A 23,246-nucleotide genomic window follows, 5' to 3' on the forward strand; every position below is an offset into this window, starting at 1 on the left:
GAGCCCGTTGCGGGAAATACACTTACTCGTCTTCGAGATAGGTGTAGCCGTAAAGCCCACTCTCAAACTCTTCAAGGAACTGCGCCCGCAGCTCTTCGTCAATATCCTGCTGCTGTTTTACCTGATCGCGGAATAACGTCATCAAATCGTTAGGATTGAGCTGCACGTATTGCAGCATATCCGCCACGGTATCCCCTTCATCAGACAGCTGCACTTCTACGCTGCCATCCGGGAAGGCGAAGACGTCAACCGCTTCGGTATCGCCAAACAGGTTGTGCATATTGCCGAGGATTTCCTGATACGCCCCGACCATAAAGAAGCCCAGCATCGGTGGATTATCCACATCGTATTCCGGCATTGGCATGGTGGTGGCAATACCGTCGCCGTCAACGTAGTGATCGATGGTGCCATCGGAATCACAGGTGATATCCAGCAGTACCGCACGACGCTGCGGGGTTTTGTTCAGCCCTTCCAGCGGCAGTACCGGGAACAGCTGATCGATGCCCCACGCATCCGGCATCGACTGGAACAGCGAGAAGTTGACGTAAATCTTGTCCGCCATGCGCTCCTGCAGCTCATCAATGATCGGCCGATGGGCGCGGTTGCTCGGATCAAGGTGCTGCTGAATATAGTGGCAGATGCTGAGATACAGCTGCTCTGCCCAGGCACGCTGACCGAGATCGTAGGTGCCTGACGAATAACCGGTGTGGATGTCGAATAGGTCCATCTGGCTGTCATGCAGCCATTCGCGCAGCGAACGGCGTACGCTTGGCTCGTGCATCTCCTGCCAGGTATCCCACAGGCTCTGAATCGGGCGCGGTGAGTCGGCATCCGGTGCGACCGGCGTACTGAATTCATTGCGCTCAACGCCGATGATGTTGGAGACCAGCACGGTATGGTGCGCGGTCACCGCACGCCCCGATTCCGTAATCACGGTCGGATGTTCCAGACCGTGCTCTTCACAGGCGTCGCCGATGGCCCAGATCACGTTATTGGCGTATTCGTTCAGGCCGTAGTTGACCGAGCAGTCTGACTGCGAACGCGTGCCTTCGTAGTCAACCCCAAGCCCGCCGCCGACGTCAAAGCACTTGATGTTGACGCCCAGCTTCGCCAGCTCAACATAGAAGCGCGCCGATTCACGCACGCCGGTGGCGATATCGCGAATATTGGACATCTGCGAGCCGAGGTGGAAATGCAGCAGCTGCAGGCTGTCGAGACGACCCGCTTTGCGCATGATATCGACCAGCTGCAGCACCTGCGATGCCGCCAGACCAAATTTGGATTTCTCGCCGCCACTCGACTGCCACTTACCGGAGCCCTGCGATGCCAGACGGGCGCGAATGCCGAGACGCGGCACCACATTCAGCCGCTCGGCTTCTTCCAGCACCAGGCGCACTTCGGTCATCTTCTCAATCACCAGATAGACTTTATGGCCGAGCTTTTCACCAATCAGCGCCAGACGGATATATTCGCGGTCTTTGTAGCCGTTACACACAATCACCGAGCGGGTTTTCCCGGCGTGCGCCAGCACCGCCATCAGCTCAGCTTTGGAACCCGCCTCCAGCCCCAGCGGCTCGCCGGAGTTGACCAGCGATTCAATCACGCGCTTATGCTGGTTAACTTTGATCGGGTAAACCAGGAAGTAGTCGCCCTTATAGCCGTAGGATTCACGCGCGCGTTTAAAGGCGGCATTAATCGAACGCAGACGGTGCTGCAGAATTTGCGGGAAGCAGAACAGCGCAGGCAGGCGCTGGCCGTCGGCCTCGCGCTCTTTAACCAGCTTCGCCAGGTCAACGCGCACTTCCGGCTGATCCGGATCCGGGCAGACGCTGATGTGGCCGAGTTCGTTGACGTCGTAATAGTTGTTTCCCCACCAGGCAATGTTGTAGGTGCGCAGCATTCTGCTTGCGTCCTGATCGTTCATCGCCACCTCCTGCATCGAGCGGAGTACACCCTGTTCGCCAGCTGACGAACCCTTGATATTCTTCATGTCGTCAGACATCACGAACCTCAATTTTCCGTTGAAATATGAAAAAGTTGCCGGATTTTGCTGCTACTGCGCCGGATGGAAATTTCCTCATTCTGCTTATCTTGCCTCAGCAGGTTACCGTGCGCCTTACTGAGGTTAAGTGTAAAACACCGTGCCGGAAGCGGTGCACAACGGGGCAAAATCGTCCCGCATCACCTCACCACAGGCGAGTGAAACACAGCAGAGAAACTGGGGGAATAGCTTAGCCGGCGCTCGTGTCGGGATAATTACCGCAGCGCAGAAAACTTCGACGAGAGAAAAGAGCAGAACTGGAAATGGAAAGGCGTGCCAGCGCGCCAGAACGGCGCCGTGAACCGAAGAGAGCGAAAATGTGGTTCATTGTTTTTATCACCTCCAGCGCCTGCTAACAGCATGCGGAAACGGAGTGGATGAAAATCAGATCAACAGCCTCTGACAGCGCGACGCACGGGGGCGTCATCCATGGGACAACTGCGGCGTTTTATACAGTCTGACGCGGCAAAATGCAAAATCTTTGTCGGCGCGCTGCGGCGGGTGTCAGGAAAATATTCCAGTTGATCTGTAGCGATAAATGCGGATGGCGAAAAAGCACTGGAAAAACGCGCACTGAGTGACCTAAAATAGCCGTCCAGATGGTTTTCCATCTAAACTGATTAACATCCAGGCGGTGTGAGCCTGGTACGCTGACACTTCCTACTGCTTGCGGCTTTGCCTGAAGGGGCGTCGAGCTGGCATCATCCCGCTTACGCTATGCAGTCGAATTCAAACCATTTGCAAGGTAAAGAACAGAATGGCTAAACACCTTTTTACATCCGAGTCCGTATCAGAAGGACATCCTGATAAAATCGCCGATCAGATTTCCGATGCCGTGCTGGACGCCATCCTTGAACAGGATCCCAAAGCACGCGTCGCCTGCGAAACCTACGTAAAAACCGGTATGGTGCTGGTTGGCGGTGAGATCACCACCAGCGCCTGGGTCGATATCGAAGAGATCACCCGTAATACCGTACGTGAAATCGGCTATGTTCATTCCGATATGGGCTTTGATGCTAACTCCTGTGCGGTGCTGAGCGCGATTGGTAAACAGTCGCCGGACATCAACCAGGGCGTAGACCGTACCGATCCGCTGGAACAGGGCGCGGGCGACCAGGGCCTGATGTTTGGTTACGCCACCAATGAAACCGACGTGCTGATGCCGGCACCGGTGACCTACGCGCACCGTCTGGTACAGCGTCAGGCTGAAGTGCGTAAAAACGGTACGCTGCCATGGCTGCGCCCGGATGCCAAAAGCCAGATTACCTTCCAGTACGACGGCGGCAAGATTGTCGGTATCGATGCGGTAGTGCTGTCAACTCAGCATTCAGAAGAGATTTCTCAGGCCGATCTGCGTGAAGCGGTGATGGAAGAGATCATCAAGCCGGTACTGCCGACCGAGTGGATTAACGCCAGCACCAAATACCACATCAACCCAACCGGTCGTTTCGTGATCGGCGGCCCGATGGGCGACTGCGGCCTGACCGGTCGTAAAATCATCGTCGATACCTACGGCGGCATGGCTCGTCACGGCGGCGGCGCGTTCTCCGGCAAGGATCCGTCGAAAGTTGACCGTTCAGCGGCTTACGCTGCGCGCTACGTGGCGAAAAATATCGTTGCCGCTGGCCTGGCCGATCGCTGCGAAATCCAGGTTTCTTACGCGATTGGTGTGGCAGAACCGACCTCAATCATGGTGGAAACCTTCGGTACCGAGAAAGTTTCAACCGAACAGCTGACGCTACTGGTGCGTGAATTCTTCGACCTGCGTCCATACGGTCTGATTCAGATGATGGATCTGCTGAAGCCAATCTACAAAGAAACCGCTGCCTACGGTCACTTTGGTCGTGAACACTTTCCGTGGGAACAGACCGACAAAGCCGCCCAGCTGCGCGAGGCCGCAGGCCTGTAATCAACGCGGGTGCGGGCAACGGCCCTCACCCCGAGCTTCTCTTAGCGGAGAAGGTAAATCGAGCCCGCGCAAGCGGGCTTTTTTATAACAGCAAACTTTTATTTTAATGCGCTGAATGCACTACTTTTCGGTTCACTCACTGGAAGACCATTAAAAAAGCTATTTTTTTAGGTTTATAGTCAACTCACCCATATGCAATGAATAATAAACACTCCCAACATTTATAAAAACCGGATAGTCTTTTAACAAGCATCTTTTTTCGCTTTTTATTTCTTCAAAACAAATGTAATCCTCATCACTTTCGCCAGAAAAGTCCTTTTCCGGAAACGATAAAGATTTATATCCACCGTTAAAATTCACCACGAATATGGATTTTAAATCGTGTTGCTGCTGGTTCGGTAGCTGATCAATCATGGGCTTAATTTTATTCACCCACCAATTCTCAAGTGCTTTACCTGATGAGGGAGGATGCTGAACAACGACCATTAATGCGCCATTCTCAAAAAAAGCATCTTTAATTTCAGATTCAGAAGAGGCACCTACCCAAATTAATATGGATAAAAAGATGAGACTAAAAGACAAAAGAATTATTACAATTCGGGCTTTTTTATTCATGATAACTCTATTGTTGCCTCCATATTCGTGAAGAAAGGCTTGTAAGCATAATCCTTATGTCTTTGCAGGATGAACCATATGTTGAATATTCTGAGCTTGTTATAGAATGGATGCAAGATGTCTCTATCGTCTAGTCCAAAATGATCCTGACCTTTTACTTTGATCTTAGCAGAATATCTATACTGAGAATAACAGACGTTCTCCAGCGTGATGCTGACATGATGAATGTCATGGATGCTAATACCCAGGCCGTTAAAATTGTCCACTTTTCTGGAAAATTTTGGCTTAGACATTTTCATCATATCAGCTTTTAACCTCTCAGGGTCGAACTCTGAGTGGTTTAACAAGCTATCCTGTAACGCCAGTTTGATTCTGTTGAGCATGCTACTTTCTGGCGCCTGTTTTAGTAGCATTTCTTTAAATGCTGAATTGAGTAATAGTGATTGATAAGGCCTGCCAGAGTTTAACTCCATATGATTTATAATTTGAAATATTATCTCTTTATATGGGCCATAGAATGAATGAAATCTAGCCAACTCCCTGAACTCAGAAAAAAGTATTTTAGCCGCTTCATATTTATTTAGCTTTTTACGATTAAAGACTGAAGTTGGTTCAAGTGTGTAAGGATTTAACTTTGCAGAAACATTATTAAGGCCGTATTTGTTTATACATATTTCTGTTGTCAAGTCCCCACAAAGCATGTCATCTGCGCGAAAATCGTTTTCTTTCTTTTGGGATGAAAATAGCAGGATCGATTTAGTAATGTCTTCCATGAATATCTTCCTTATTAAAACGCTGAAGTATTCTCTTTAATGTTCCAGCCTGAACGCGTTTCAGCGCCTTTGCCCCCTGCAGCCGTTTGCTCCCAGTATTGGATTTTGACGATATCAGCCTGAAATTCATACTCGACTGACGCAACCACATCATTATCATTAAGCTGAGCTTCGAACACCTGCACATTTTCCAGTGTTATACGATAGTATTCCTGCTGGCCCGTTCCTGCTCTGCAAGCCGATACGATGATTTTTCTTAGCTTTCGACCACTCGACGTTAACAACAGCATTGCGGGAGTAGCCTTATCAATTTTTGCCTTGACCACCAGATTGCGATAACTGCCCATACCGGCTTCGCTGCTGGATCGCCAGGCCCCCCAGTTATAGCTATCAATATCAATCCAGCCCATATGCGTGGCGTCTCTTGACTCCCCTGCAACACCATCAACCTGAAGAAATAAGCTACTCATTATTCGATTTCCCTTTCCGAAAGAAATTGTTCCTGGCACCGATAGTATCATAAATGAACAATAACCACTCAAATAAAGTGGTTATTTGCTATGTCTCCGAACCAATCCAACGCGCCTTTGCACCATCACACTTTTTGTCTATACCACCGCAGGCGCATTTTTCAGCGCTGTCTACACTGTTAGCACTGCGCTTACAACAAAGTGTTAACGATTACATTTTGAAATCCTTTTAATATCTTCAATTTAGAGATTTTTCAGCGTAGTAACGGCGATGAAAATGCGTTATTTTCAGCGTCGTCTGATAGCCGATATTTATAGTGATGTCAGAAACTTAAAGGGTGCTATACCTTACTGGTTATGTGACTGATTCGGGCAAAAAATGCTGGATTACAGGGTTTCAGCGTGTGTAACCGATTACATCGATGTGATCGCACTCACTTTTTCCCGCAGGCAGCTTACTTAACATTGATAAAAACAAAGATGGATAAACTTCGGAGGCAATATGCCTGGTAATACTCACAAAAGCAGAACCTCAAACAAGGCGATGACCCTGTTTGTCTGCTTTCTGGCCGCTCTGGCGGGCCTGCTGTTCGGTCTGGATATCGGCGTTATCGCCGGTGCCCTGCCCTTCATCGCGAAAGATTTCAACGTTACCGCACATCAGCAGGAGTGGATCGTCAGCTCAATGATGTTCGGTGCTGCGGTTGGTGCCGTGGGCAGCGGCTGGATGTCTTCGCGTCTCGGCCGTAAAAAGAGCCTGATGGCCGGTGCCATCCTGTTCGTTATCGGTTCACTGTGGTCGGCGATGGCGCCAAACCCGGAAATGCTGATTGCCGCACGCGTGGTGCTCGGCCTTGCCGTCGGCGTTGCCTCTTATACCGCCCCGCTGTATCTCTCGGAAATCGCACCGGAGAAGATCCGCGGCAGTATGATTTCCCTGTATCAGCTGATGATCACCATCGGTATTCTCGGCGCTTACCTGTCTGACACCGCGTTCAGTGCCTCGGGCGACTGGCGCTGGATGCTGGGCATCATCACTATTCCGGCGGTGCTGCTGCTGGTTGGCGTGGTGTTCCTGCCAAACAGCCCGCGCTGGCTGGCGGCGAAAGGTGACTTCCGCGATGCACAGCGCGTGCTGGACCGCCTGCGTGATACCAGCGAGCAGGCGAAACGCGAGCTGGATGAGATCCGCGAAAGCCTGAAGATCAAACAGTCAGGCTGGCAGCTGTTCCAGAGCAACAGCAACTTCCGCCGCGCGGTGTTCCTCGGCGTGCTGTTGCAGGTGATGCAGCAGTTCACCGGCATGAACGTCATCATGTACTACGCACCGAAAATCTTCGAAATCGCCGGCTTCGCCAATACCACGCAGCAAATGTGGGGCACCGTGATCGTAGGTCTGGTGAACGTGCTGGCCACCTTTATCGCTATCGGTCTGGTGGATCGCTGGGGCCGTAAACCAACACTGGTGCTGGGCTTCCTGGTGATGGCAGCCGGCATGGGTATCCTCGGTACCATGCTGCACATTGGCATTAACTCTGCCGGTGAGCAATACTTTGCTATCGCCATGCTGCTGATGTTCATTGTTGGCTTCGCGATGTCAGCCGGTCCGCTGATTTGGGTACTGTGTTCTGAAATTCAGCCGCTGAAAGGGCGTGATTTTGGTATCACCGTCTCTACCGCGACCAACTGGATTGCCAACATGATCGTTGGTGCCACCTTCCTGACCATGCTGAACTCGCTGGGCAACGCGCCGACTTTCTGGGTCTACGCCGCGCTGAACGTGTTCTTTATTCTGCTGACGGTCGCGCTGATTCCGGAGACCAAAAACGTCTCGCTGGAGCACATCGAGCGCAACCTGATGTCGGGCAAAAAACTGCGCGATATCGGCCAGCAATAAGGCCAGATGCGTTAACCGGGGCTGCCGCAGGGCGGCCCTTTTTTATCTGCCCCCTTTACGCATGCAGTTGCGTACCCCGCTGCAACGCCTTATGCTGCCGCACATGAAAACGCCACGTCTGCCCATCGCCCTGCAACAAGCCGTCATGCGCTCGCTGCGCCATTTTTTACAGCTGGCTCAGCAAAAACTCGAACGTCATTTCGAAGAGCCAACGCTGGTTTATCAGCAGCGCGGCACGGCCGCAGGCACCGCGTGGCTGGAGCAGTGGCAAATTCGCCTCAACCCGGTGCTGTTGCTGGAAAACCAGCAGGCTTTTATTGATGAAGTGGTGCCGCATGAGCTGGCGCATCTGCTGGTGTGGAAAACCTTCGGCCGCGTGCCGCCGCACGGCAAAGAGTGGAAGTGGATGATGGAGGACGTGCTGGGCGTGCCCGCCCGCCGCACCCACCAGTTCGCAATCACTTCGGTGCGCAGCAATACCTTCCCCTATCGCTGTCGCTGCCAGCAACATCAGCTGACGGTACGTCGCCACAACCGCGTGGTGCGTGGTGAGAGCGAATATCGCTGTGTGCATTGCGGTACGCTGCTGCAACCCGGTGAATACGCAGCGGATTAGTCCGCGATTCTCATTCCCCGCGCCCGGCCATTCTGTTACCCTGCCGCCCTTTTTCGGTACCAGGTTATTTTTTGGAATATGTCTCGCAAAACGCTGTTATTACTCTCTCTGCTGGTCGCGCCGCTCAGCGCGTACAGTCTCAGTCTCACCCATTACAACCAGAACAATTTTCAGCAGGCGAAAGTGGTCGCGGCAAAGATCAACGCGGATGCGCCGGCGGATTTTTACTGCGGCTGCAAAATCAGCTGGCACGGTAAAAAAGGCGTGCCGGATCTGAACAGCTGCGGCTATAGCGTGCGCAAGAACGCCAACCGCGCGGAACGCATCGAGTGGGAACACGTCATGCCGGCGTGGGAGTTTGGTCATCAGCGTCAATGCTGGCAAAATGGCGGACGGAAAAACTGCAGCAAAGACGCAGATTACCGCCGCATCGAAAGCGATCTGCACAACCTGCAGCCAGCCATTGGTGAAGTGAACGGTGACCGCAACAACTTCCAGTACAGCCAGTGGAACGGTGGCGAGCAGCAGTACGGTCAGTGCAGCATGAAGATCGATTTTAAGCAGAAGCGCGCCGAGCCTCCCGAGCGCGCGCGCGGCGCCATCGCCCGCACCTACTTCTATATGCGCGACCAGTATCATCTGCGCCTGTCACGCCAGCAAACCCAGCTGTTCACCGCGTGGAGCAAGCAGTATCCGGTCACGCAGTGGGAGTGCGAACGTGACCAGCGCATCGCCGCGGTGCAGGGAAATCACAATTCCTGGGTACAGCAGGCTTGCCAGCGCTGAAAGCGCTACCCTACACTAGCTTTTTTCGATTGGGCCGCATCGCGCGATGCGGCATAACGCCGGCAGGAACCGCATGCGCATACCCCGCATTTATCACCCCGAAGCTCTAACCGTTAACAGTGAAGTTCTGCTTGATGAGGATGCCGCCAACCACGTCGGCCGCGTGCTGCGCATGAGCGCCGGACAGCAGATCGAGCTGTTTGATGGCAGTAATCTGACTTTTAGCGCCGAAATCACCCAGGCCGACAAAAAGCGTGTAAAAGTAAAGGTCCTTGCCAGCCAGCCTGACGATCGCGAATCCCCGCTGCACTTACACCTCGGTCAGGTGATGTCGCGCGGTGAAAAAATGGAATTCACTATCCAGAAATCGATCGAACTGGGCGTGAATGTGATTACGCCCTTGTTTTCTGAACGCTGTGGCGTAAAGCTGGATGCCGAACGCCTGGCGAAAAAGATTCAGCAGTGGCAGAAAATTGCCATCGCCGCCTGCGAGCAGTGCGGTCGTAATCGCGTGCCGGAAATCCGCGCCGCGATGACGCTCGAAGCCTGGTGCGCTGAAGCGGATGACGGCCTGAAGCTCAACCTGCATCCGCGCGCCAGCCACAGCATCAATACGCTGCCGCAGCCGGTTGAGCGCGTACGGCTGCTGATTGGCCCGGAAGGCGGCCTGTCGGCAGAGGAAATTGCCATGACGGCGCAGCACGGCTTTACCGATATCCTGCTCGGTCCGCGCGTTTTGCGCACCGAAACCACGGCGCTCACCGCCATCACGGCACTTCAGGTGAGGTTTGGTGACCTCGGTTAAGGGATACTTTCAGCCCGAAGACACACGCAGATAACTGACCAGCACAACGCTTTCGCACGGAACGGGGTGGCTGAATTCCCCTTTGAGGAGAGAATAATGATTAAGCTTGGCATCGTTATGGACCCGATTTCGTCCATCAACATTAAAAAAGACTCCAGCTTCGCCATGTTGCTGGAAGCACAGCGCCGCGGTTATGAAATTCACTACATGGAGATGGGCGATCTGTCGCTGCGCGGTGGCGTGACTTACGCGCGCACCCGGCTGCTGAGCGTCGAGCAGAACTACGAGCAGTGGTACACGTTTGGCAGCGAGCAGACTATCCCGCTGGCCGATCTTAACGTGGTGCTGATGCGTAAAGACCCGCCGTTTGATACCGAGTTTATCTACGCCACTTATCTGCTGGAGCGCGCGGAAGAGCAAGGCACGCTGATCGTTAACAAACCGCAGAGCCTGCGTGACTGCAACGAAAAACTCTACACTGCCTGGTTTGCCGACCTGACGCCAGACACGCTGGTGACGCGCAACAAAGAGCAGCTGCGCGCGTTCTGGCAGGAGCATGGCGATGTGATCTTCAAGCCGCTCGACGGCATGGGCGGCGCGTCGATTTTCCGCATCAAAAAAGATGATGCCAACTTCGGCGTGATCACCGAAACGCTGACCAACCACGGTCAGTTCTTCTGCATGGCGCAAAATTATCTGCCGGCGATCAAAGACGGTGATAAACGCGTGCTGGTGGTCGATGGTGAACCGGTGCCATACTGCCTGGCACGCATTCCGCAGGGCGGCGAAACCCGTGGCAACCTCGCCGCCGGTGGCCGCGGCGAAGCCCGTCCGCTGAGCGACAGCGACTGGGAAATTGCCCGCCGCGTAGGGCCGACATTGAAAGCCAAAGGGCTGATTTTTGTCGGCCTCGATATTATCGGTGATAAACTGACAGAAGTTAACGTCACCAGCCCAACCTGCATCCGCGAAATCGAGGCGGCGTTCCCGGTCTCCATCACCGGCATGCTGATGGACGCGATTGAAAAACGTTTGGGCTGAGGATGCCGCAGGAGTGAGAGCTCCGTGAACCACCCAAAGCCGGTGCAGCCGTTAGCACCGGCTATTTTTGGTAAACGAGTGAGAATGAATTTACAGCACCATTTCTTGATTGCGATGCCGTCGCTGCAGGACCCTTTCTTCAAACGCTCGGTGGTGTATATCTGCGAGCATAACGAAGAGGGTGCCATGGGTTTGATCGTTAACAAGCCGATGGACAACCTGACGGTCGAAGGCATCCTGAAAAAACTTAAAATCAGCCCATCAGATCGCGATCCTGCCATCAAACTGGACAAACCGGTGTTTGCCGGTGGTCCGCTGGCGGAAGATCGTGGCTTTATTCTGCACTCGGCCCAGCGTGTGTTCTCCTCCAGTATCCGCATTTCTGACAATACGGTGATCACCACTTCGCGCGATGTGCTGGAAGCGATCGGTACGCGTGAACAGCCAGAGAACGTGCTGGTAGCGCTGGGTTATTGCGCGTGGGAGAAGGATCAGCTGGAAAATGAGCTGCTGGAGAATGCCTGGCTGACCACGCCGGCCAATACGCAAATCCTGTTCCAGACGCCGATTGCCGAACGCTGGCGTGAAGCCGCGCGCAGCATGGGTGTGGACATCCACAACATGACCAGCGATGCAGGGCACGCCTGATGGCCAGTGAAACGCTGCTCGGCTTTGACTTCGGTACCAAAAGCATCGGCGTTGCCATCGGGCAACAGCTGACCGGCACTGCGCGCCCGCTCACCGCGCTGAAAGCGCAGGACGGCACGCCGGACTGGGAGCTGATTGGTAAGCTGCTGAAAGAGTGGCAGCCGGATTACGTGGTGGTTGGCCTGCCACTCAACATGGACGGCAGCGAACAGCCGCTGACGGCGCGCGCACGCAAGTTTGCTAACCGGCTGCACGGCCGCTTCGGCGTGCGTGTGGAGCTGCAGGATGAGCGCCTGAGCACCGTAGAAGCGCGTGCCGACCTGTTCGAACGCGGCGGCTATCGCGCGCTGCAGAAAGGCCATATCGATTCGCAGTCCGCGGTGATTATCCTGCAGGACTGGTTCGAGACGCATTAAATCAGCCCGGACGCGGCCGCGCGGTTTCGCGCCGCCGTGCCGGCGATTCTCAGGGCACGTCCCCGCTCAAATTAATCCCGCCTCGCGCCGGGCCTGCTCGCTCTGGGCGAAAGTCTGCATCCCTGCCTGCGCGCCGGTCTGCAACACACCGGGCAGCTGATGCATTTTGCCTTCGCGGATCAGGTTAGCGACCGCCGGCGTCGCCACCAGCACTTCAAAAAGGCCAATGCGGCCGCCGGCTTTGGCGGCGACTAAACGCTGCGCCAGCACCGCTTTCAGGCTGCCAGCCAGCTGCGTGCGCACGAGGTTTTTCTCCTCGGCCGGAAACACATCCACCAGCCGGTCCACCGCCTGCGTCGCGCCGCGCGTATGCAGCGTGGCCAGCACCAGATGGCCGGTCTCAGCAGCGGTCAGCGCCAGCCGGATGGTTTCGCTGTCGCGCAGCTCACCCAGCAGGATCACATCCGGATCTTCACGCAGCGCCGCTTTTAATCCGAGCTGAAACGAAGCGCAGTGCGCGCCGATTTCGCGCTGCTGAATCAGCGAGCGCTGGCTGTGGTGGACAAACTCGATCGGATCTTCCAGCGTGATAATGTGGCGCGCCTGCTGACGATTGAGGCTATCCACCAGCGCCGCCAGCGTGGTGGATTTGCCGCTGCCGGTCGCGCCGGTGATGAGGATAAGCCCCTCCTCCAGCTGCAGCAGCGAGCGCACCACGTCCGGCAGCTGCAGGCGCGCCATATCCGGTGGCTGACTGGCAATCAGCCGCAGCGCCAGCGCCAGTCCGTGACGCTGGCGGAACAGATTGGCGCGCAGCCGGCTGCCGTTGCCGAGCGTGATGGCGAAATCGACGTGACCGCTACTGGCTAACTCGCTGCGCTGCACGGCGCTAAGCCACTGCTCGCTAAAGGCCTGCAGCCAGCGCTCAGGCAAGCTGTGCTGTTGCGGTATTGGCTCCAGCACGCCCTGCCGGCGCCAGTGCGGTAAATGTCCGCTGCAAAGGTGCAGATCGGCCGCATTATGCTTTACACTAAGCGCCACAACGTCATCCAAATCCATTTAACTTCTCCTGACTATGACTTCCATTGAGCACAACTTACAGCAAGTGCGCGAGCGGATCGCTGCTGCCGCCGCGCGTTGCGGCCGCGCGCCAGAAGAAATTACGCTGCTTGCAGTGAGCAAAACCAAACCTGCGAGCGCTATCGCAGAAGCCATTGCCGCCGGACAGCGCGCCTTCGGTGAAAATTACGTGCAGGAAGGGGTTGAAAAAGTTGCCGAACTGGCCGCACATCCTGATCTGCAATGGCACTTTATCGGGCCGTTACAATCCAATAAAAGCCGTCTGGTGGCGGAAAACTTTGCCTGGTGCCATACCGTTGACCGTCTGCGTATCGCGCAGCGGCTGAACGATCAGCGTCCGGCCGCGCTGCCGCCGCTCAACGTGTTAATTCAGGTAAATATCAGTGACGAGCACAGCAAATCTGGCATCATGCTGGAGGCCGTCGCCGGGCTGGCACAACAGATTGCCGCTCTGCCGCGTTTGCGCCTGCGTGGACTGATGGCGATTCCGGCGCCCGAGCAGGATTACGCGCGCCAGCTGGCGGTATGCCAGCAGATGGCCAGCGCGTTTCGCGCCTTGCAACTGGACTATCCCGGCGTCGATACGCTTTCTCTGGGAATGAGTGACGATATGGATGCGGCGATTGCCGCAGGCAGTACGATGGTGCGCATCGGCACCGCAGTATTTGGTGCGCGGGATTATGCACGCCCTTCACAACAATAATTGAGGAACCTCATGTTAACACTGACGTTTTTAGTCAAAACGCTGATTGATCTGTACGTGATGGTGCTGCTGCTGCGCATCTGGATGCAGTGGTCACGCTGTGACTTTTACAATCCGCTGGCGCAGTTTGTCGTGAAGATCACCCAGCCGATTGTTAAACCGCTGCGCCGCATTTTGCCGGCGCTGGGACCGATTGACACCGCGTCACTGCTGCTGGCATTCGTGCTGACCACGCTGAAATATCCGATTCTGCTGCTGATTCAGGTCGGGGTGTTCTCCGTCGATCCGACCAACCTGCTGGTGGGGCTGCTGTCACTGGTCAAATCCGCCGGCTATCTGGTGTTCTGGGTGATCATCATTCGCTCGCTGATGAGCTGGATCAGCCAGGGACGCGGTGCGATGGACTATGTGCTGATCCAGCTGACCGAACCGCTGATGGCACCGATTCGCCGTATCCTGCCGGCGATGGGCGGCATTGATTTCTCGGCGATGATCGTGATTCTGGTGCTGTATGCGCTGAACTTCCTCGGTATGGACCTGTTCCCGGGTCTCTGGTACCTGCTGTAATTCGTTAATCTGGAACTGTTATGCAAAAAGTTGTGCTCGCCACCGGTAATCCGGGCAAAGTACGTGAACTGGCCGATCTGTTAGCGGCCTTCGGCCTGGATATCGTGGCGCAAACCGAGCTGGGCGTAGAGTCTGCCGAAGAGACCGGGCTGACCTTTATCGAAAACGCCATCCTGAAAGCGCGTCACGCGGCGCAGATCACCGGCCTGCCGGCGATTGCCGATGACTCCGGGCTGGCGGTCGATGCGCTGGGCGGCGCACCGGGCATTTACTCGGCACGCTATGCCGGCGTTGATGCCAGCGACCAGCAGAACCTCGACAAACTGCTGCAGGCGCTGGAGCAGGTGCCGGACGGCGAGCGCCAGGCACAGTTCCACTGCGTACTGGTGTACGTGCGTCACGCCGCCGACCCGACGCCGCTGGTGTTCCACGGCAGCTGGGCCGGGGAGATTACCCGCGCGGCCGCCGGTGAAGGCGGTTTCGGTTATGATCCGATCTTCTACGTGCCGGCGCTGGGTAAAACCGCCGCCGAGCTGAGCAAGGATGAAAAGCGTGCCGTGTCGCACCGGGGTAAAGCATTGACGCTGCTGCTGGAAGCGATGCGCAATGCCTGAGTTACCACCGTTAAGCCTTTATATCCACATCCCGTGGTGCGTGCAGAAATGTCCGTACTGCGACTTCAACTCGCACGCGCTCAAAGGCGAAGTGCCGCACAGCGAGTATGTGCAGCATCTGCTCAACGATCTTGACCAGGATCTGCCGCTGACCGCCGGGCGCGAAGTGCGCACCATCTTTATCGGCGGCGGCACGCCCAGCCTGCTGAGCAGCGAGGCGATGCAGCAGCTGATGGACGGCGTGCGTGCGCGCCTGCCGCTGGCGGCGGACGCCGAAATCACCATGGAAGCCAATCCGGGCACGGTGGAAGCCGATCGCTTCAGCGGCTATCAGCGGGCGGGCATTAACCGGATTTCGATTGGCGTGCAGAGTTTCAGTCCGCAAAAGCTGACGCGCCTGGGCCGCATCCACGGTCCGGACGAGGCGGTCCGCGCGGCACAGCTGGCGGCCGGTCTCGGCCTGCGCAGCTTTAACCTCGACCTGATGCACGGCCTGCCGGATCAGTCGCTGGAAGAGGCGCTGGACGATTTGCGCCAGGCGATTGCCCTCAACCCGCCGCATCTGTCGTGGTATCAGCTGACCATTGAGCCCAACACGCTGTTTGGTTCACGCCCGCCGGTTTTGCCGGATGACGATGCGCTGTGGGATATCTTTGAGCAGGGTCATCAGCTGCTGAGCGCCGCAGGCTATCAGCAGTATGAAACCTCGGCCTACGCCAAACCGGGCTATCGCTGCGAGCATAACCTGAACTACTGGCGCTTCGGTGATTACCTCGGCATCGGCTGTGGCGCGCACGGCAAGCTGACGCAGCCGGACGGGCGCATCGTGCGCACGGTGAAAACCCGTCACCCGCGCGGTTTTATGAAGGGCAACTATCTGGATAAGCAGCATGACGTGCCGGACGAGGACAAGCCGTTCGAGTTCTTTATGAACCGTTTCCGCCTGCTGGAAGCCGCGCCGCGCGCCGACTTTCAGCGCTATACCGGGCTGAACGAGGCAGTGATTCGCCCGCAGATCGACGCAGCCATTGCCGCCGGTTATGTGCAGGAACAGCCAGAGCACTGGCAGATCACCGAAAAAGGCAAACTGTTCCTCAATTCGCTGCTGGAGCTGTTCATGTAAATTCAGCGGAGAAGGCGCGCGCCTTTTTCGCTGGCAGCCGTGCTGTGCGGCACGGCTGCATCTGTTACGCTCAGGCGACCATCACCTCATTATTGATTAACAGCGTCGCGCTGTGGTCGAGACTCTCAAACACCTGCCACACTTTGCCACCGCTCTGCTGCGTCCCCTGCTGCTGCCACTGCTGATAAAATTGCGTGCTATCGCTGAGCTGCACCACGTCGCCGGCATCACCATCAATCAGCCAGCTGCGCGTGCGCTCTGGCAGTAGCACATCCTGGTGCGCCTGCTGCAACAGCTGCTGCGCATCCAGCTGCAGCAGATTGTCTCCTGAGCCGGTGAGATCGATATGCTGCAGGCCGCTGATATGCTGCGTCAGCTGCTGATAATCAAGCTGCTGATTTTCTCCTTCCAGCACCAGCGCAGAGAAGCCCTGCAGCGGTTGTCCGCTGTGCGCCGCCAGCCACTGCTGCACATCATTCAGATGCAGCTGCGCGCCCTCCTGTTCCTGCGTTTCCGGCAGCGTATGGTGCTGTATCAGGCTCTCGTCTTTGCCCCAGCGCACAGTATCAATAATCCAGCCGACATCGCGCTTCACCAGCACGTTCCAGCACAGCACTTTTTTGTAGGTATCCGGATCTTCACCTGAATGGACGTCAATATAGCCAATCTGCTGGCCCGCCGGAGCCTGCCAGCTAAAGGTGTTCAGGCCTTGCTCTGACCGACTGGCGCCACTGGGCTGCAGGTATTCGCGCCCCAGCAGTTCACCGCTGGGGGAGAAGACATCCACGTAGGTATCGCAATTGTGGAGATAGCCATAATTGAACTCCACGTAATTGGTGGCACCAAAATCAAACTGCACGACTGAATGATCCAGCATCTCAATCGCTTTGCTTTCATAGCCATCCGGCCGGTTCATGATGCCGGTATAGAAACAGTTGTTGCTGGTGCCATGTTTCAGTTCGGTGACTTTCAACCCGCCGTACTGATACACCCGGCCGGTTTGCCAGCTGGTATTGGTGCGACAGTTCCAGTTCTCTTCGCCAGAACTGTGCTTCACGCCAGAGTCATAGTTAATCGCCCAGTTGGGCGCATAGTTGCTGATGTTACCCGCCAGATCGACTGCTTTTACCGTAAAGTTGTTGCTACCCGGCTGCATGTCGCGGTCCGGGGTAATCTGCCAGCGGCCATCGGCCCCCACCGTCGCGCTGCCGGCTGCCACGCCGTTCTGGTACAGCGTCACCTGACTGTAAGGCTCGGCCTGTCCGGAAAAATCGAGCCGCTTATCGTCAGTGGTCTGGCCCGGCAGCACCGGCTGGATGGTGCCGACGTCATCGATAGCCTGCAGGATGGCGGGCGTGTTGATACGGGTGTCTATAGTCAGCGTCCAGCTGTCGCTCCATTGACTGACGTTGCCGGCCTTATCGCTGCTGCGGCTGCGAAAACGCCAGTCGCCGTCCGGCAGCAGATCCTGCGGCGGCGTCCAGTGCCAGTGGCCGCTGCTGTCGACGGTGGCCGTACCGCCGACAATCCACTTACCGCCTGGTGCGGCATACTGAATGCGCACCACGCTGCCGGGCTCGGCTTCGCCGTGCAGTTCCGGCCGGACATCATCGGTGGGTTTGCCGCGGCCAAACTGGCCCTGATACAGCCCGCGATTGTCGTCGTAATAGCTGAACGTCGGCGTTTCCGGGGTAAGCGTATCGAGATGAAAGGTCCACTTCGGCGACGGCTGACTGCGGTTGTCGGCGCGGTCCTCGGCCTGCGCCGTCAGGTTATAGGTTCCGTCCTGCGGCAGATCGAGCTGCGCCTGCCAGTTGCCCTGCGCATCGGCACGCACAGAGGCGAGAAGTTGGTTGCCATCATAGAGATAAATCAGCGCGTTGGCTTCCGCCTGCCCGCGTACCACCGGCTGATCATCGTTGGTATAGCCGTTACGCCTGATGCTGTTACCGTCCTCCACGCCGCCGGCAACGTGGTCTTCAATCGCTTCAATGATCGGTCTGGCGGGCGGATGGGTATCGATATTGTAATCAACACGCGTAGGTGCGCTGTGATTGCCGGCGGCATCCACGGCGGTGAAGGTGAGCTGGTATTCACCATCGGCCATTGGCTGCGGCGGCATCCACTCGAAGTGGCCATTGATCACCGGCACGCGTAGCGGATTGCCACCGTTAACCGTCACGATGACTTCAACGGCATCCGGCGTTTGCACCGTTCCCTGCCAGCGTTTTTGCGGGTCGTTGTACCAGCCGCGTTCGGCAACGATAACCACAGGGGGTGATAAAACCGGGTGTGAACTGGAAGCAGAGGTGTCAGAAAATAACATAAAATTTCCTTAAAAATTAATAAGTTCAATAGGCTGAATGCCCGTTGATATAGTTATTAATGCGGAAATTTTGCCGTTATCAGATTCGTCCCAAATCTAAGACAACCCGTTAAATCATGGCTTAAAAGTTGCGGGGATAAAAAAGGCGCCGCTGTTCAGAAGAACAATGACGCCGTGATGTTCCGTGCATTGAGCGGCAACGCGGCTGGGTTAGCCCTTTACGTTCTGCATCAGCGTCTTGCGCTGGCTTTCCAGTGCGGTCACCCGGTTACACACTTCATGACCGAAGTTCTGGAAATCCTGCTCCTGATTGTTCCATTCAGTCTGAATCGACTGCTGTAGCCCGCCGAGGTTGCCCATCAGCGCCTGCAGCGGATTGCTGCCGCTGGCGGCCTGTTTGGTACCCATCTCGTTCAGGCTATCCTGCAACACCCCGCCCAGCGTGCTCTGCACCAGCTTCTCGCCGTCGGCGCGCACCTGCTCAATGGCCTGATGATGGAAGGTCAGGCCATCCGGGCGATGCTCGATGATGCGGTTCATCTGCTGCTTCAGCTGACCGTTCAGCGTGGTCAGGCGATTGCGCACATTGCTGTCCGAGCCGAGTTTTTCGACAATCACTTTATCCAGCGCCACGCGGCCCCGCTCCAGACGGGTGGTTGCACCGCTGTCGACCCACGGCAGATCGCGACGCAGCGCGTTCTGGTAGTCAATCGCCTGCTGGCGCGTGGCGTTATCGACGCTCACCGACTTGCCGTTGAACTGCACATCGCCCTGCGGCGTGATTTCAAGATTGCCGTTGCTGCCCACCACCTGCACGCTCTGGGGTTTGATGATCACATCATCCTTTGGATTGACGCTGCACTGATAGTCAGCATGCGCCTGAGCTGCCGCCAGCAGCAGCGCGGCGAGAAGAGCCTTACGAACCATGAAATCTCCTGAGTATTCTGTGCGGGAAAGAGCAAGACAGTTTGCGGTTGTTACCTGGTCGCCATAAATGGCGCCCCTACAAAGGACCATCCCCCGCAGGGGAAATCCCCTGTAGGGTGCGCATTTATGCGCACCAGCATACTGTAATAAAACTTAGTCCCACCAAACGTCGAAGAGTTCAGTGACCTGAATATCGGCGAGATTTTTCTTTTCCAGCCAGTTACGCACCAGCTCGCGGTGCGCGTCGGTGCATTTGCCGGTCTGCTGCAGACACACCAGCCCTTCCCACACCAGATAGCCGCTGCCGTCATAGGCCAGACCATTCGGATCGATCACCTCATTGATGAACTGATCGAGCGTGGCATCCACCTCTTCCTCACTGGTGCCTTCGGCAAAACGCCAGGCAACAGAGAAGCCCAGCTCCTGAAACTCATCAACATGCAACTTTTTACGTAAACGGCGGCTACGTTTTACAGCCATTATTTCACCCTCTCAAACATCAGATCCCATACGCCATGGCCCAGTCGCTGCCCGCGCTGCTCAAATTTGGTTAACGGACGCGTTTCCGGACGCGGCACGTAATTCTGGCTCTCCGACTGATTGCTATAGCCATCGATGCTGCTCATCACTTCCAGCATGTGCGTGGCGTACTCTTCCCAGTCGGTCGCCATGTGGAACACGCCGCCAAGCTTCAGCTTGCGCAGCACCAGCTCGGCAAACGGTACCTGGACGATGCGGCGCTTGTTGTGGCGCGCCTTATGCCATGGATCCGGGAAAAACAGCTGCACCATGCGCAGCGAATTGTCCGGCACCATGTTTTCCAGCACTTCCACCGCGTCGTGACACATCACGCGCAGATTCTGCACGCCAGCCTCTTTGGCCGAGGCCAGGCAAGCACCGACACCCGGCGCATGCACTTCAATGCCGAGGAAGTTCTGATGCGGATTGTTCTGCGCCATGGTCACCAGCGAGGCGCCCATGCCAAAACCAATCTCCAGCACCAGCGGCGCTTCGCGGCCAAACAGCGCGACCATGTCCAGCGGCTGCGGCTGATACTCGACGCCCATCTCCGGCCAGTAATTGTCGAGCGCGAGCTGCTGTCCTTTCGTTAAGCGCCCCTGGCGGCGCACAAAACTGCGGATACGGCGCAAAGGCCGCCCGTTCTCATCAAATTCCGGGGTGATGACGTCATTAATCATGTTGAAACCTGCTGGTTAGCCTGTTCAGGGAAACGGGCATTATGCAAAGTTAAGTAACAGAAGCAAGCCTTTGCAATCTTCCGGTTTACACCCTGATGTCTCTGTGCTGGAATTCCTGCCTGATTGTAGAGTAAACACGGAAAATTTCCTTCTTATGATGCAGGCGCCGCAGTTCGCGCAACAGGTGCTGGAGTGGTACCAACGCTTTGGCCGTAAAACTCTGCCGTGGCAGCTGGAGAAAACGCCCTATAAGGTGTGGCTCTCCGAAGTGATGCTGCAGCAGACGCAGGTTGCCACCGTTATTCCCTATTTCGAACGCTTTATGGCGCGCTTCCCCACGGTTGCCGACCTGGCCGCCGCGCCGCTTGATGAAGTGCTGCATCTGTGGACCGGTCTCGGCTATTACGCACGGGCGCGTAACCTGCACAAGGCGGCTAAACAGGTGGTTGAGCGGCACGGCGGCGTATTCCCGCCCCATTTCGATGACGTCGCGGCGCTGCCAGGCGTCGGCCGATCCACGGCGGGCGCGATCCTGTCGCTGTCGCTTGGCCTGCATTTCCCGATCCTCGACGGCAACGTAAAACGCGTGCTGGCGCGCTGCTATGCAGTGAGCGGCTGGCCGGGCAAAAAAGAGGTGGAGAAGCGACTGTGGCAGATCAGTGAAGACGTCACGCCAGCGGAAGGCGTCAGCCAGTTCAATCAGGCGATGATGGATCTCGGCGCGTTAGTGTGTACTCGCTCCCGCCCGAAATGCGACATCTGCCCGCTTAACAGCGGCTGCGCGGCCTATGCACAGGGCAACTGGGCTGACTATCCCGGTAAGAAACCGAAAGTCACGCTGCCAGAGCGCAGCGGCTGGTTCCTGATGCTGCAGCACGGCGACGAGGTGTTTCTGGAACAGCGTCCGCCGGTGGGTTTGTGGGGCGGCCTGTTCTGCTTCCCGCAGTTCACCAGTGAGCAAGCGCTGACTGACTGGCTGGCGGCGCGCGGCATCCACGCGAAACCGCAGCAGCTTACCGCGTTTCGTCACACCTTCAGCCATTTCCACTTAGATATTGTGCCTATGTGGCTGGCGTGGCCTTCCTCCGGGTCGCTGATGGATGAAGCCGGCGGTCTCTGGTATAACTTAGCGCAACCACCGTCAGTGGGGCTGGCCGCGCCGGTAGAGCGCCTGCTGCATGAGCTGCGCCATCCCCGGCAGCTTCAACTGCGAACCAGTTTGACCGAAGAGGAAGAGTAATGAGCCGCACCATTTTTTGTACTTATCTGCAACGCGACGCTGAAGGCCAGGACTTTCAGCTCTATCCTGGCGAACTGGGTAAGCGCATCTACAATGAGATTTCCAAAGAAGCCTGGCAGCAGTGGATGTCCAAGCAGACCATGTTGATCAACGAGAAGAAGCTCAACATGATGAACCCGGAAGATCGCAAAGTGCTGGAGAAGGAGATGGTGAATTTCCTGTTCGAAGGCAAAGATGTGCACATTGAAGGTTACACCCCGCCAGAAAAATAAACGTTCAGGGCCTCCCTTTGAGGCCCTTTTTTCGAGTCAGGCACGCATTCACAATGAATAAAAAACTGATAGCACTGCTGGTCATCGCACCCCTGTTAGTCTCCTGCTCCGGACAAAAAAAATCGCAGTACCATGAAGAGTGGGTTAAGGACACCAACGGTTTTGACATTCTGATGGGGCAGTTTGCCGCCAACATCGAGAATATCTGGGGAATCAATGAGGTTCTGATCGCCGGACCCAAGGACTACGTCAAATACAGCGATAACTATTACACCCGCAGTCACATCAACTTCGACAGCGGTAGCATCACCATTGAGACCATTTCCGGCACCGATCCGATGGCCAGCCTGCGTCAGGCCATCATCACCACGCTGTTGATTGGTGACGATCCGGGCAACGTCGATCTCTACTCCGACGCCAACGATATTCAGATCAGTAAAGAGCCGCTGCTGTACGGCCAGGTGCTGGATAATACCGGTCAGCCGATCCGCTGGCAGGGACGCGCCGGTAACTTTGCTGATTACCTGATCCAGAACAAACTGCAGAAACGCACCTCCGGGCTGCACGTTATCTGGTCGGTGACCATTCCGATGGTGCCTAACCACCTCGACAAGCGTGCGCATAAATATCTGCCGCTGGTGCGCAAAGCCGCCGAACAGTATGGCGTTGATGCCTCGCTGATTCTGGCGATCATGCAGACCGAATCGAGCTTCAACCCCTATGCGGTAAGCAACGCCGATGCGCTGGGTCTGATGCAGGTGGTGCAGCATACTGCCGGGGTCGATGTGTTCCGCATGAAGGGCAAATGGGGTAAACCGAGCCGCAGCTATCTGCTCGATCCGGCCAATAACATTGATGCCGGTACCGCATATCTGTCGCTGCTGCAGAAGAGCTATCTCGGCGGGATTCAGGATCCGCTGTCGCGCCGTTACGCAGTGATCACCGCTTATAACGGCGGGGCGGGCAGCGTGCTGCGCGTGTTCTCCAGCGATAAAGACCGCGCCTTCGCCACCATCAACGGCATGTCACCGAGCCAGGTGTATCAGACGCTGACCACCAATCATCCGTCGGCCGAGTCGCGCCGCTATCTGTACAAAGTGAGCCAGGCACAGCGCAGCTACCACCGTTATTGATTCGCGCTCATCGCCACCTTCTCCCGCCTGCGGGAGAAGGTGGCG

General features: G+C 56.2%; 24 protein-coding genes. 15 read left to right on the plus strand and 9 right to left on the minus strand.

Going from position 1 to position 23,246, the window contains the following annotated elements:
• Positions 1–22: 22 nt before the first annotated feature.
• A complete protein-coding gene (gene speA / locus F3J41_RS10195) occupies positions 23–2,002 on the minus strand; it encodes a biosynthetic arginine decarboxylase (protein WP_071813582.1) in 1,980 nt (659 codons plus the stop codon).
• 796 nt (positions 2,003–2,798) lie between these two features.
• On the opposite strand from speA, the gene metK reads away from it, so the two are divergent.
• On the plus strand, positions 2,799–3,950 hold the full coding sequence (metK, locus tag F3J41_RS10200; RefSeq protein WP_021506636.1) for a methionine adenosyltransferase: 1,152 nt from the start codon (positions 2,799–2,801) through the stop codon (positions 3,948–3,950).
• 159 nt (positions 3,951–4,109) lie between these two features.
• Here the strand turns inward: metK and F3J41_RS10205 are convergent, their stop codons facing one another.
• Genes F3J41_RS10205 through F3J41_RS10215 form a run of 3 tightly spaced genes read right to left on the minus strand, consistent with a single transcriptional unit; the run spans position 4,110 to position 5,811 of the window.
• On the minus strand, positions 4,110–4,565 hold the full coding sequence (locus F3J41_RS10205; RefSeq protein ID WP_166710985.1) for a DUF943 family protein: 456 nt from the start codon (positions 4,563–4,565) through the stop codon (positions 4,110–4,112).
• Positions 4,562–5,338 carry a DUF3289 family protein gene (locus tag F3J41_RS10210; protein ID WP_166710987.1) on the minus strand — a complete coding sequence of 259 codons (777 nt, stop codon included), beginning with the start codon at positions 5,336–5,338 and terminating at the stop codon, positions 4,562–4,564. Before F3J41_RS10210 ends, F3J41_RS10205 begins: the two co-directional genes overlap by 4 nt.
• Before the next feature lie 14 nt (positions 5,339–5,352).
• Positions 5,353–5,811: a type VI secretion system tube protein Hcp gene (locus F3J41_RS10215; protein WP_166711174.1), complete on the minus strand. Its 459-nt coding sequence runs from the start codon at positions 5,809–5,811 to the stop codon at positions 5,353–5,355.
• 499 nt (positions 5,812–6,310) lie between these two features.
• Here F3J41_RS10215 and F3J41_RS10220 point away from each other — a divergent pair, with 499 nt between their 5' ends.
• From F3J41_RS10220 to ruvX, 7 genes are all read left to right on the plus strand, one after another.
• A complete protein-coding gene (locus F3J41_RS10220) occupies positions 6,311–7,705 on the plus strand; it encodes a sugar porter family MFS transporter (protein ID WP_031279461.1) in 1,395 nt (464 codons plus the stop codon).
• 103 nt (positions 7,706–7,808) lie between these two features.
• Positions 7,809–8,321: a SprT family zinc-dependent metalloprotease gene (locus F3J41_RS10225; RefSeq protein WP_088517903.1), complete on the plus strand. Its 513-nt coding sequence runs from the start codon at positions 7,809–7,811 to the stop codon at positions 8,319–8,321.
• A gap of 78 nt (positions 8,322–8,399) precedes the next feature.
• Positions 8,400–9,107: a deoxyribonuclease I gene (gene endA, locus F3J41_RS10230; protein ID WP_166710989.1), complete on the plus strand. Its 708-nt coding sequence runs from the start codon at positions 8,400–8,402 to the stop codon at positions 9,105–9,107.
• A 73-nt stretch (positions 9,108–9,180) separates the two neighbouring features.
• Positions 9,181–9,912, plus strand: a complete 732-nt coding sequence (gene rsmE, locus F3J41_RS10235; RefSeq protein ID WP_021506632.1) for a 16S rRNA (uracil(1498)-N(3))-methyltransferase — start codon at positions 9,181–9,183, stop codon at positions 9,910–9,912.
• A gap of 96 nt (positions 9,913–10,008) precedes the next feature.
• A complete protein-coding gene (gene gshB / locus F3J41_RS10240; RefSeq protein ID WP_058781622.1) occupies positions 10,009–10,953 on the plus strand; it encodes a glutathione synthase in 945 nt (314 codons plus the stop codon).
• An 84-nt stretch (positions 10,954–11,037) separates the two neighbouring features.
• Positions 11,038–11,601, plus strand: a complete 564-nt coding sequence (locus tag F3J41_RS10245) for a YqgE/AlgH family protein (RefSeq protein WP_058757112.1) — start codon at positions 11,038–11,040, stop codon at positions 11,599–11,601.
• On the plus strand, positions 11,601–12,017 hold the full coding sequence (ruvX, locus tag F3J41_RS10250; protein WP_058757113.1) for a Holliday junction resolvase RuvX: 417 nt from the start codon (positions 11,601–11,603) through the stop codon (positions 12,015–12,017). The genes F3J41_RS10245 and ruvX overlap by 1 nt, the downstream gene beginning before the upstream one ends.
• A gap of 66 nt (positions 12,018–12,083) precedes the next feature.
• On the opposite strand, the gene F3J41_RS10255 is transcribed toward ruvX, so the two are convergent.
• Positions 12,084–13,076 carry a type IV pilus twitching motility protein PilT gene (locus F3J41_RS10255; RefSeq protein WP_150361166.1) on the minus strand — a complete coding sequence of 331 codons (993 nt, stop codon included), beginning with the start codon at positions 13,074–13,076 and terminating at the stop codon, positions 12,084–12,086.
• A 16-nt stretch (positions 13,077–13,092) separates the two neighbouring features.
• On the opposite strand from F3J41_RS10255, the gene F3J41_RS10260 reads away from it, so the two are divergent.
• From F3J41_RS10260 to hemW, 4 genes are read left to right on the plus strand one after another with little or no spacing between them, the layout of a single operon-like run.
• Positions 13,093–13,800 (plus strand): YggS family pyridoxal phosphate-dependent enzyme, encoded by a 708-nt coding sequence (locus F3J41_RS10260; protein WP_166710991.1) that lies wholly within the window; start codon positions 13,093–13,095, stop codon positions 13,798–13,800.
• 12 nt (positions 13,801–13,812) lie between these two features.
• Positions 13,813–14,367: a YggT family protein gene (locus F3J41_RS10265; protein ID WP_021506626.1), complete on the plus strand. Its 555-nt coding sequence runs from the start codon at positions 13,813–13,815 to the stop codon at positions 14,365–14,367.
• Between the two features lie 20 nt (positions 14,368–14,387).
• Complete coding sequence (locus tag F3J41_RS10270) at positions 14,388–14,981, plus strand: XTP/dITP diphosphatase (RefSeq protein WP_059011651.1); 594 nt, start codon at positions 14,388–14,390, stop codon at positions 14,979–14,981.
• Positions 14,974–16,104, plus strand: coding sequence for a radical SAM family heme chaperone HemW (gene hemW, locus F3J41_RS10275; RefSeq protein WP_059011655.1), 1,131 nt, complete (start codon positions 14,974–14,976; stop codon positions 16,102–16,104). The genes F3J41_RS10270 and hemW overlap by 8 nt, the downstream gene beginning before the upstream one ends.
• Before the next feature lie 70 nt (positions 16,105–16,174).
• Here the strand turns inward: hemW and F3J41_RS10280 are convergent, their stop codons facing one another.
• From F3J41_RS10280 to trmB, 4 genes are all read right to left on the minus strand, one after another.
• Complete coding sequence (locus F3J41_RS10280) at positions 16,175–18,430, minus strand: Ig-like domain-containing protein (RefSeq protein ID WP_166710993.1); 2,256 nt, start codon at positions 18,428–18,430, stop codon at positions 16,175–16,177.
• A 210-nt stretch (positions 18,431–18,640) separates the two neighbouring features.
• Complete coding sequence (locus tag F3J41_RS10285) at positions 18,641–19,357, minus strand: DUF2884 domain-containing protein (RefSeq protein WP_058757118.1); 717 nt, start codon at positions 19,355–19,357, stop codon at positions 18,641–18,643.
• 153 nt (positions 19,358–19,510) lie between these two features.
• Positions 19,511–19,837, minus strand: coding sequence for a YggL family protein (locus F3J41_RS10290; protein WP_021313105.1), 327 nt, complete (start codon positions 19,835–19,837; stop codon positions 19,511–19,513).
• A complete protein-coding gene (gene trmB, locus F3J41_RS10295; RefSeq protein WP_021506621.1) occupies positions 19,837–20,556 on the minus strand; it encodes a tRNA (guanosine(46)-N7)-methyltransferase TrmB in 720 nt (239 codons plus the stop codon). Before trmB ends, F3J41_RS10290 begins: the two co-directional genes overlap by 1 nt.
• 154 nt (positions 20,557–20,710) lie before the next feature.
• On the opposite strand from trmB, the gene mutY reads away from it, so the two are divergent.
• From mutY to mltC, 3 genes are read left to right on the plus strand one after another with little or no spacing between them, the layout of a single operon-like run.
• Positions 20,711–21,796 carry an A/G-specific adenine glycosylase gene (gene mutY, locus F3J41_RS10300; RefSeq protein ID WP_166710995.1) on the plus strand — a complete coding sequence of 362 codons (1,086 nt, stop codon included), beginning with the start codon at positions 20,711–20,713 and terminating at the stop codon, positions 21,794–21,796.
• The gene (locus tag F3J41_RS10305) at positions 21,796–22,068 is read left to right on the plus strand and encodes an oxidative damage protection protein (protein ID WP_010617014.1); all 273 of its coding nucleotides are present in this window, start codon (positions 21,796–21,798) and stop codon (positions 22,066–22,068) included. The genes mutY and F3J41_RS10305 overlap by 1 nt, the downstream gene beginning before the upstream one ends.
• A gap of 53 nt (positions 22,069–22,121) precedes the next feature.
• Complete coding sequence (gene mltC / locus F3J41_RS10310; protein WP_021506619.1) at positions 22,122–23,201, plus strand: membrane-bound lytic murein transglycosylase MltC; 1,080 nt, start codon at positions 22,122–22,124, stop codon at positions 23,199–23,201.
• Positions 23,202–23,246 lie beyond the last annotated feature (45 nt).

It is taken from the genome of Pantoea sp. Ap-870 (genome assembly GCF_011752515.1).
GTDB classification, from domain to species: domain Bacteria; phylum Pseudomonadota; class Gammaproteobacteria; order Enterobacterales; family Enterobacteriaceae; genus Pantoea; species Pantoea dispersa.

Bases quoted from the DNA above. Each gene is read 5' to 3' on its own strand.
- speA (WP_071813582.1), bottom strand. From the start codon at position 2,002: ATGTCTGACGACATGAAGAATATCAAGGGTTCGTCAGCTGGCGAACAG.
- metK (WP_021506636.1), top strand. From the start codon at position 2,799: ATGGCTAAACACCTTTTTACATCCGAGTCCGTATCAGAAGGACATCCT.
- F3J41_RS10205 (WP_166710985.1), bottom strand. From the start codon at position 4,565: ATGAATAAAAAAGCCCGAATTGTAATAATTCTTTTGTCTTTTAGTCTC.
- F3J41_RS10210 (WP_166710987.1), bottom strand. From the start codon at position 5,338: ATGGAAGACATTACTAAATCGATCCTGCTATTTTCATCCCAAAAGAAA.
- F3J41_RS10220 (WP_031279461.1), top strand. From the start codon at position 6,311: ATGCCTGGTAATACTCACAAAAGCAGAACCTCAAACAAGGCGATGACC.
- F3J41_RS10225 (WP_088517903.1), top strand. From the start codon at position 7,809: ATGAAAACGCCACGTCTGCCCATCGCCCTGCAACAAGCCGTCATGCGC.
- endA (WP_166710989.1), top strand. From the start codon at position 8,400: ATGTCTCGCAAAACGCTGTTATTACTCTCTCTGCTGGTCGCGCCGCTC.
- rsmE (WP_021506632.1), top strand. From the start codon at position 9,181: ATGCGCATACCCCGCATTTATCACCCCGAAGCTCTAACCGTTAACAGT.
- gshB (WP_058781622.1), top strand. From the start codon at position 10,009: ATGATTAAGCTTGGCATCGTTATGGACCCGATTTCGTCCATCAACATT.
- F3J41_RS10245 (WP_058757112.1), top strand. From the start codon at position 11,038: ATGAATTTACAGCACCATTTCTTGATTGCGATGCCGTCGCTGCAGGAC.
- ruvX (WP_058757113.1), top strand. From the start codon at position 11,601: ATGGCCAGTGAAACGCTGCTCGGCTTTGACTTCGGTACCAAAAGCATC.
- F3J41_RS10255 (WP_150361166.1), bottom strand. From the start codon at position 13,076: ATGGATTTGGATGACGTTGTGGCGCTTAGTGTAAAGCATAATGCGGCC.
- F3J41_RS10260 (WP_166710991.1), top strand. From the start codon at position 13,093: ATGACTTCCATTGAGCACAACTTACAGCAAGTGCGCGAGCGGATCGCT.
- F3J41_RS10265 (WP_021506626.1), top strand. From the start codon at position 13,813: ATGTTAACACTGACGTTTTTAGTCAAAACGCTGATTGATCTGTACGTG.
- F3J41_RS10270 (WP_059011651.1), top strand. From the start codon at position 14,388: ATGCAAAAAGTTGTGCTCGCCACCGGTAATCCGGGCAAAGTACGTGAA.
- hemW (WP_059011655.1), top strand. From the start codon at position 14,974: ATGCCTGAGTTACCACCGTTAAGCCTTTATATCCACATCCCGTGGTGC.
- F3J41_RS10280 (WP_166710993.1), bottom strand. From the start codon at position 18,430: ATGTTATTTTCTGACACCTCTGCTTCCAGTTCACACCCGGTTTTATCA.
- F3J41_RS10285 (WP_058757118.1), bottom strand. From the start codon at position 19,357: ATGGTTCGTAAGGCTCTTCTCGCCGCGCTGCTGCTGGCGGCAGCTCAG.
- F3J41_RS10290 (WP_021313105.1), bottom strand. From the start codon at position 19,837: ATGGCTGTAAAACGTAGCCGCCGTTTACGTAAAAAGTTGCATGTTGAT.
- trmB (WP_021506621.1), bottom strand. From the start codon at position 20,556: ATGATTAATGACGTCATCACCCCGGAATTTGATGAGAACGGGCGGCCT.
- mutY (WP_166710995.1), top strand. From the start codon at position 20,711: ATGATGCAGGCGCCGCAGTTCGCGCAACAGGTGCTGGAGTGGTACCAA.
- F3J41_RS10305 (WP_010617014.1), top strand. From the start codon at position 21,796: ATGAGCCGCACCATTTTTTGTACTTATCTGCAACGCGACGCTGAAGGC.
- mltC (WP_021506619.1), top strand. From the start codon at position 22,122: ATGAATAAAAAACTGATAGCACTGCTGGTCATCGCACCCCTGTTAGTC.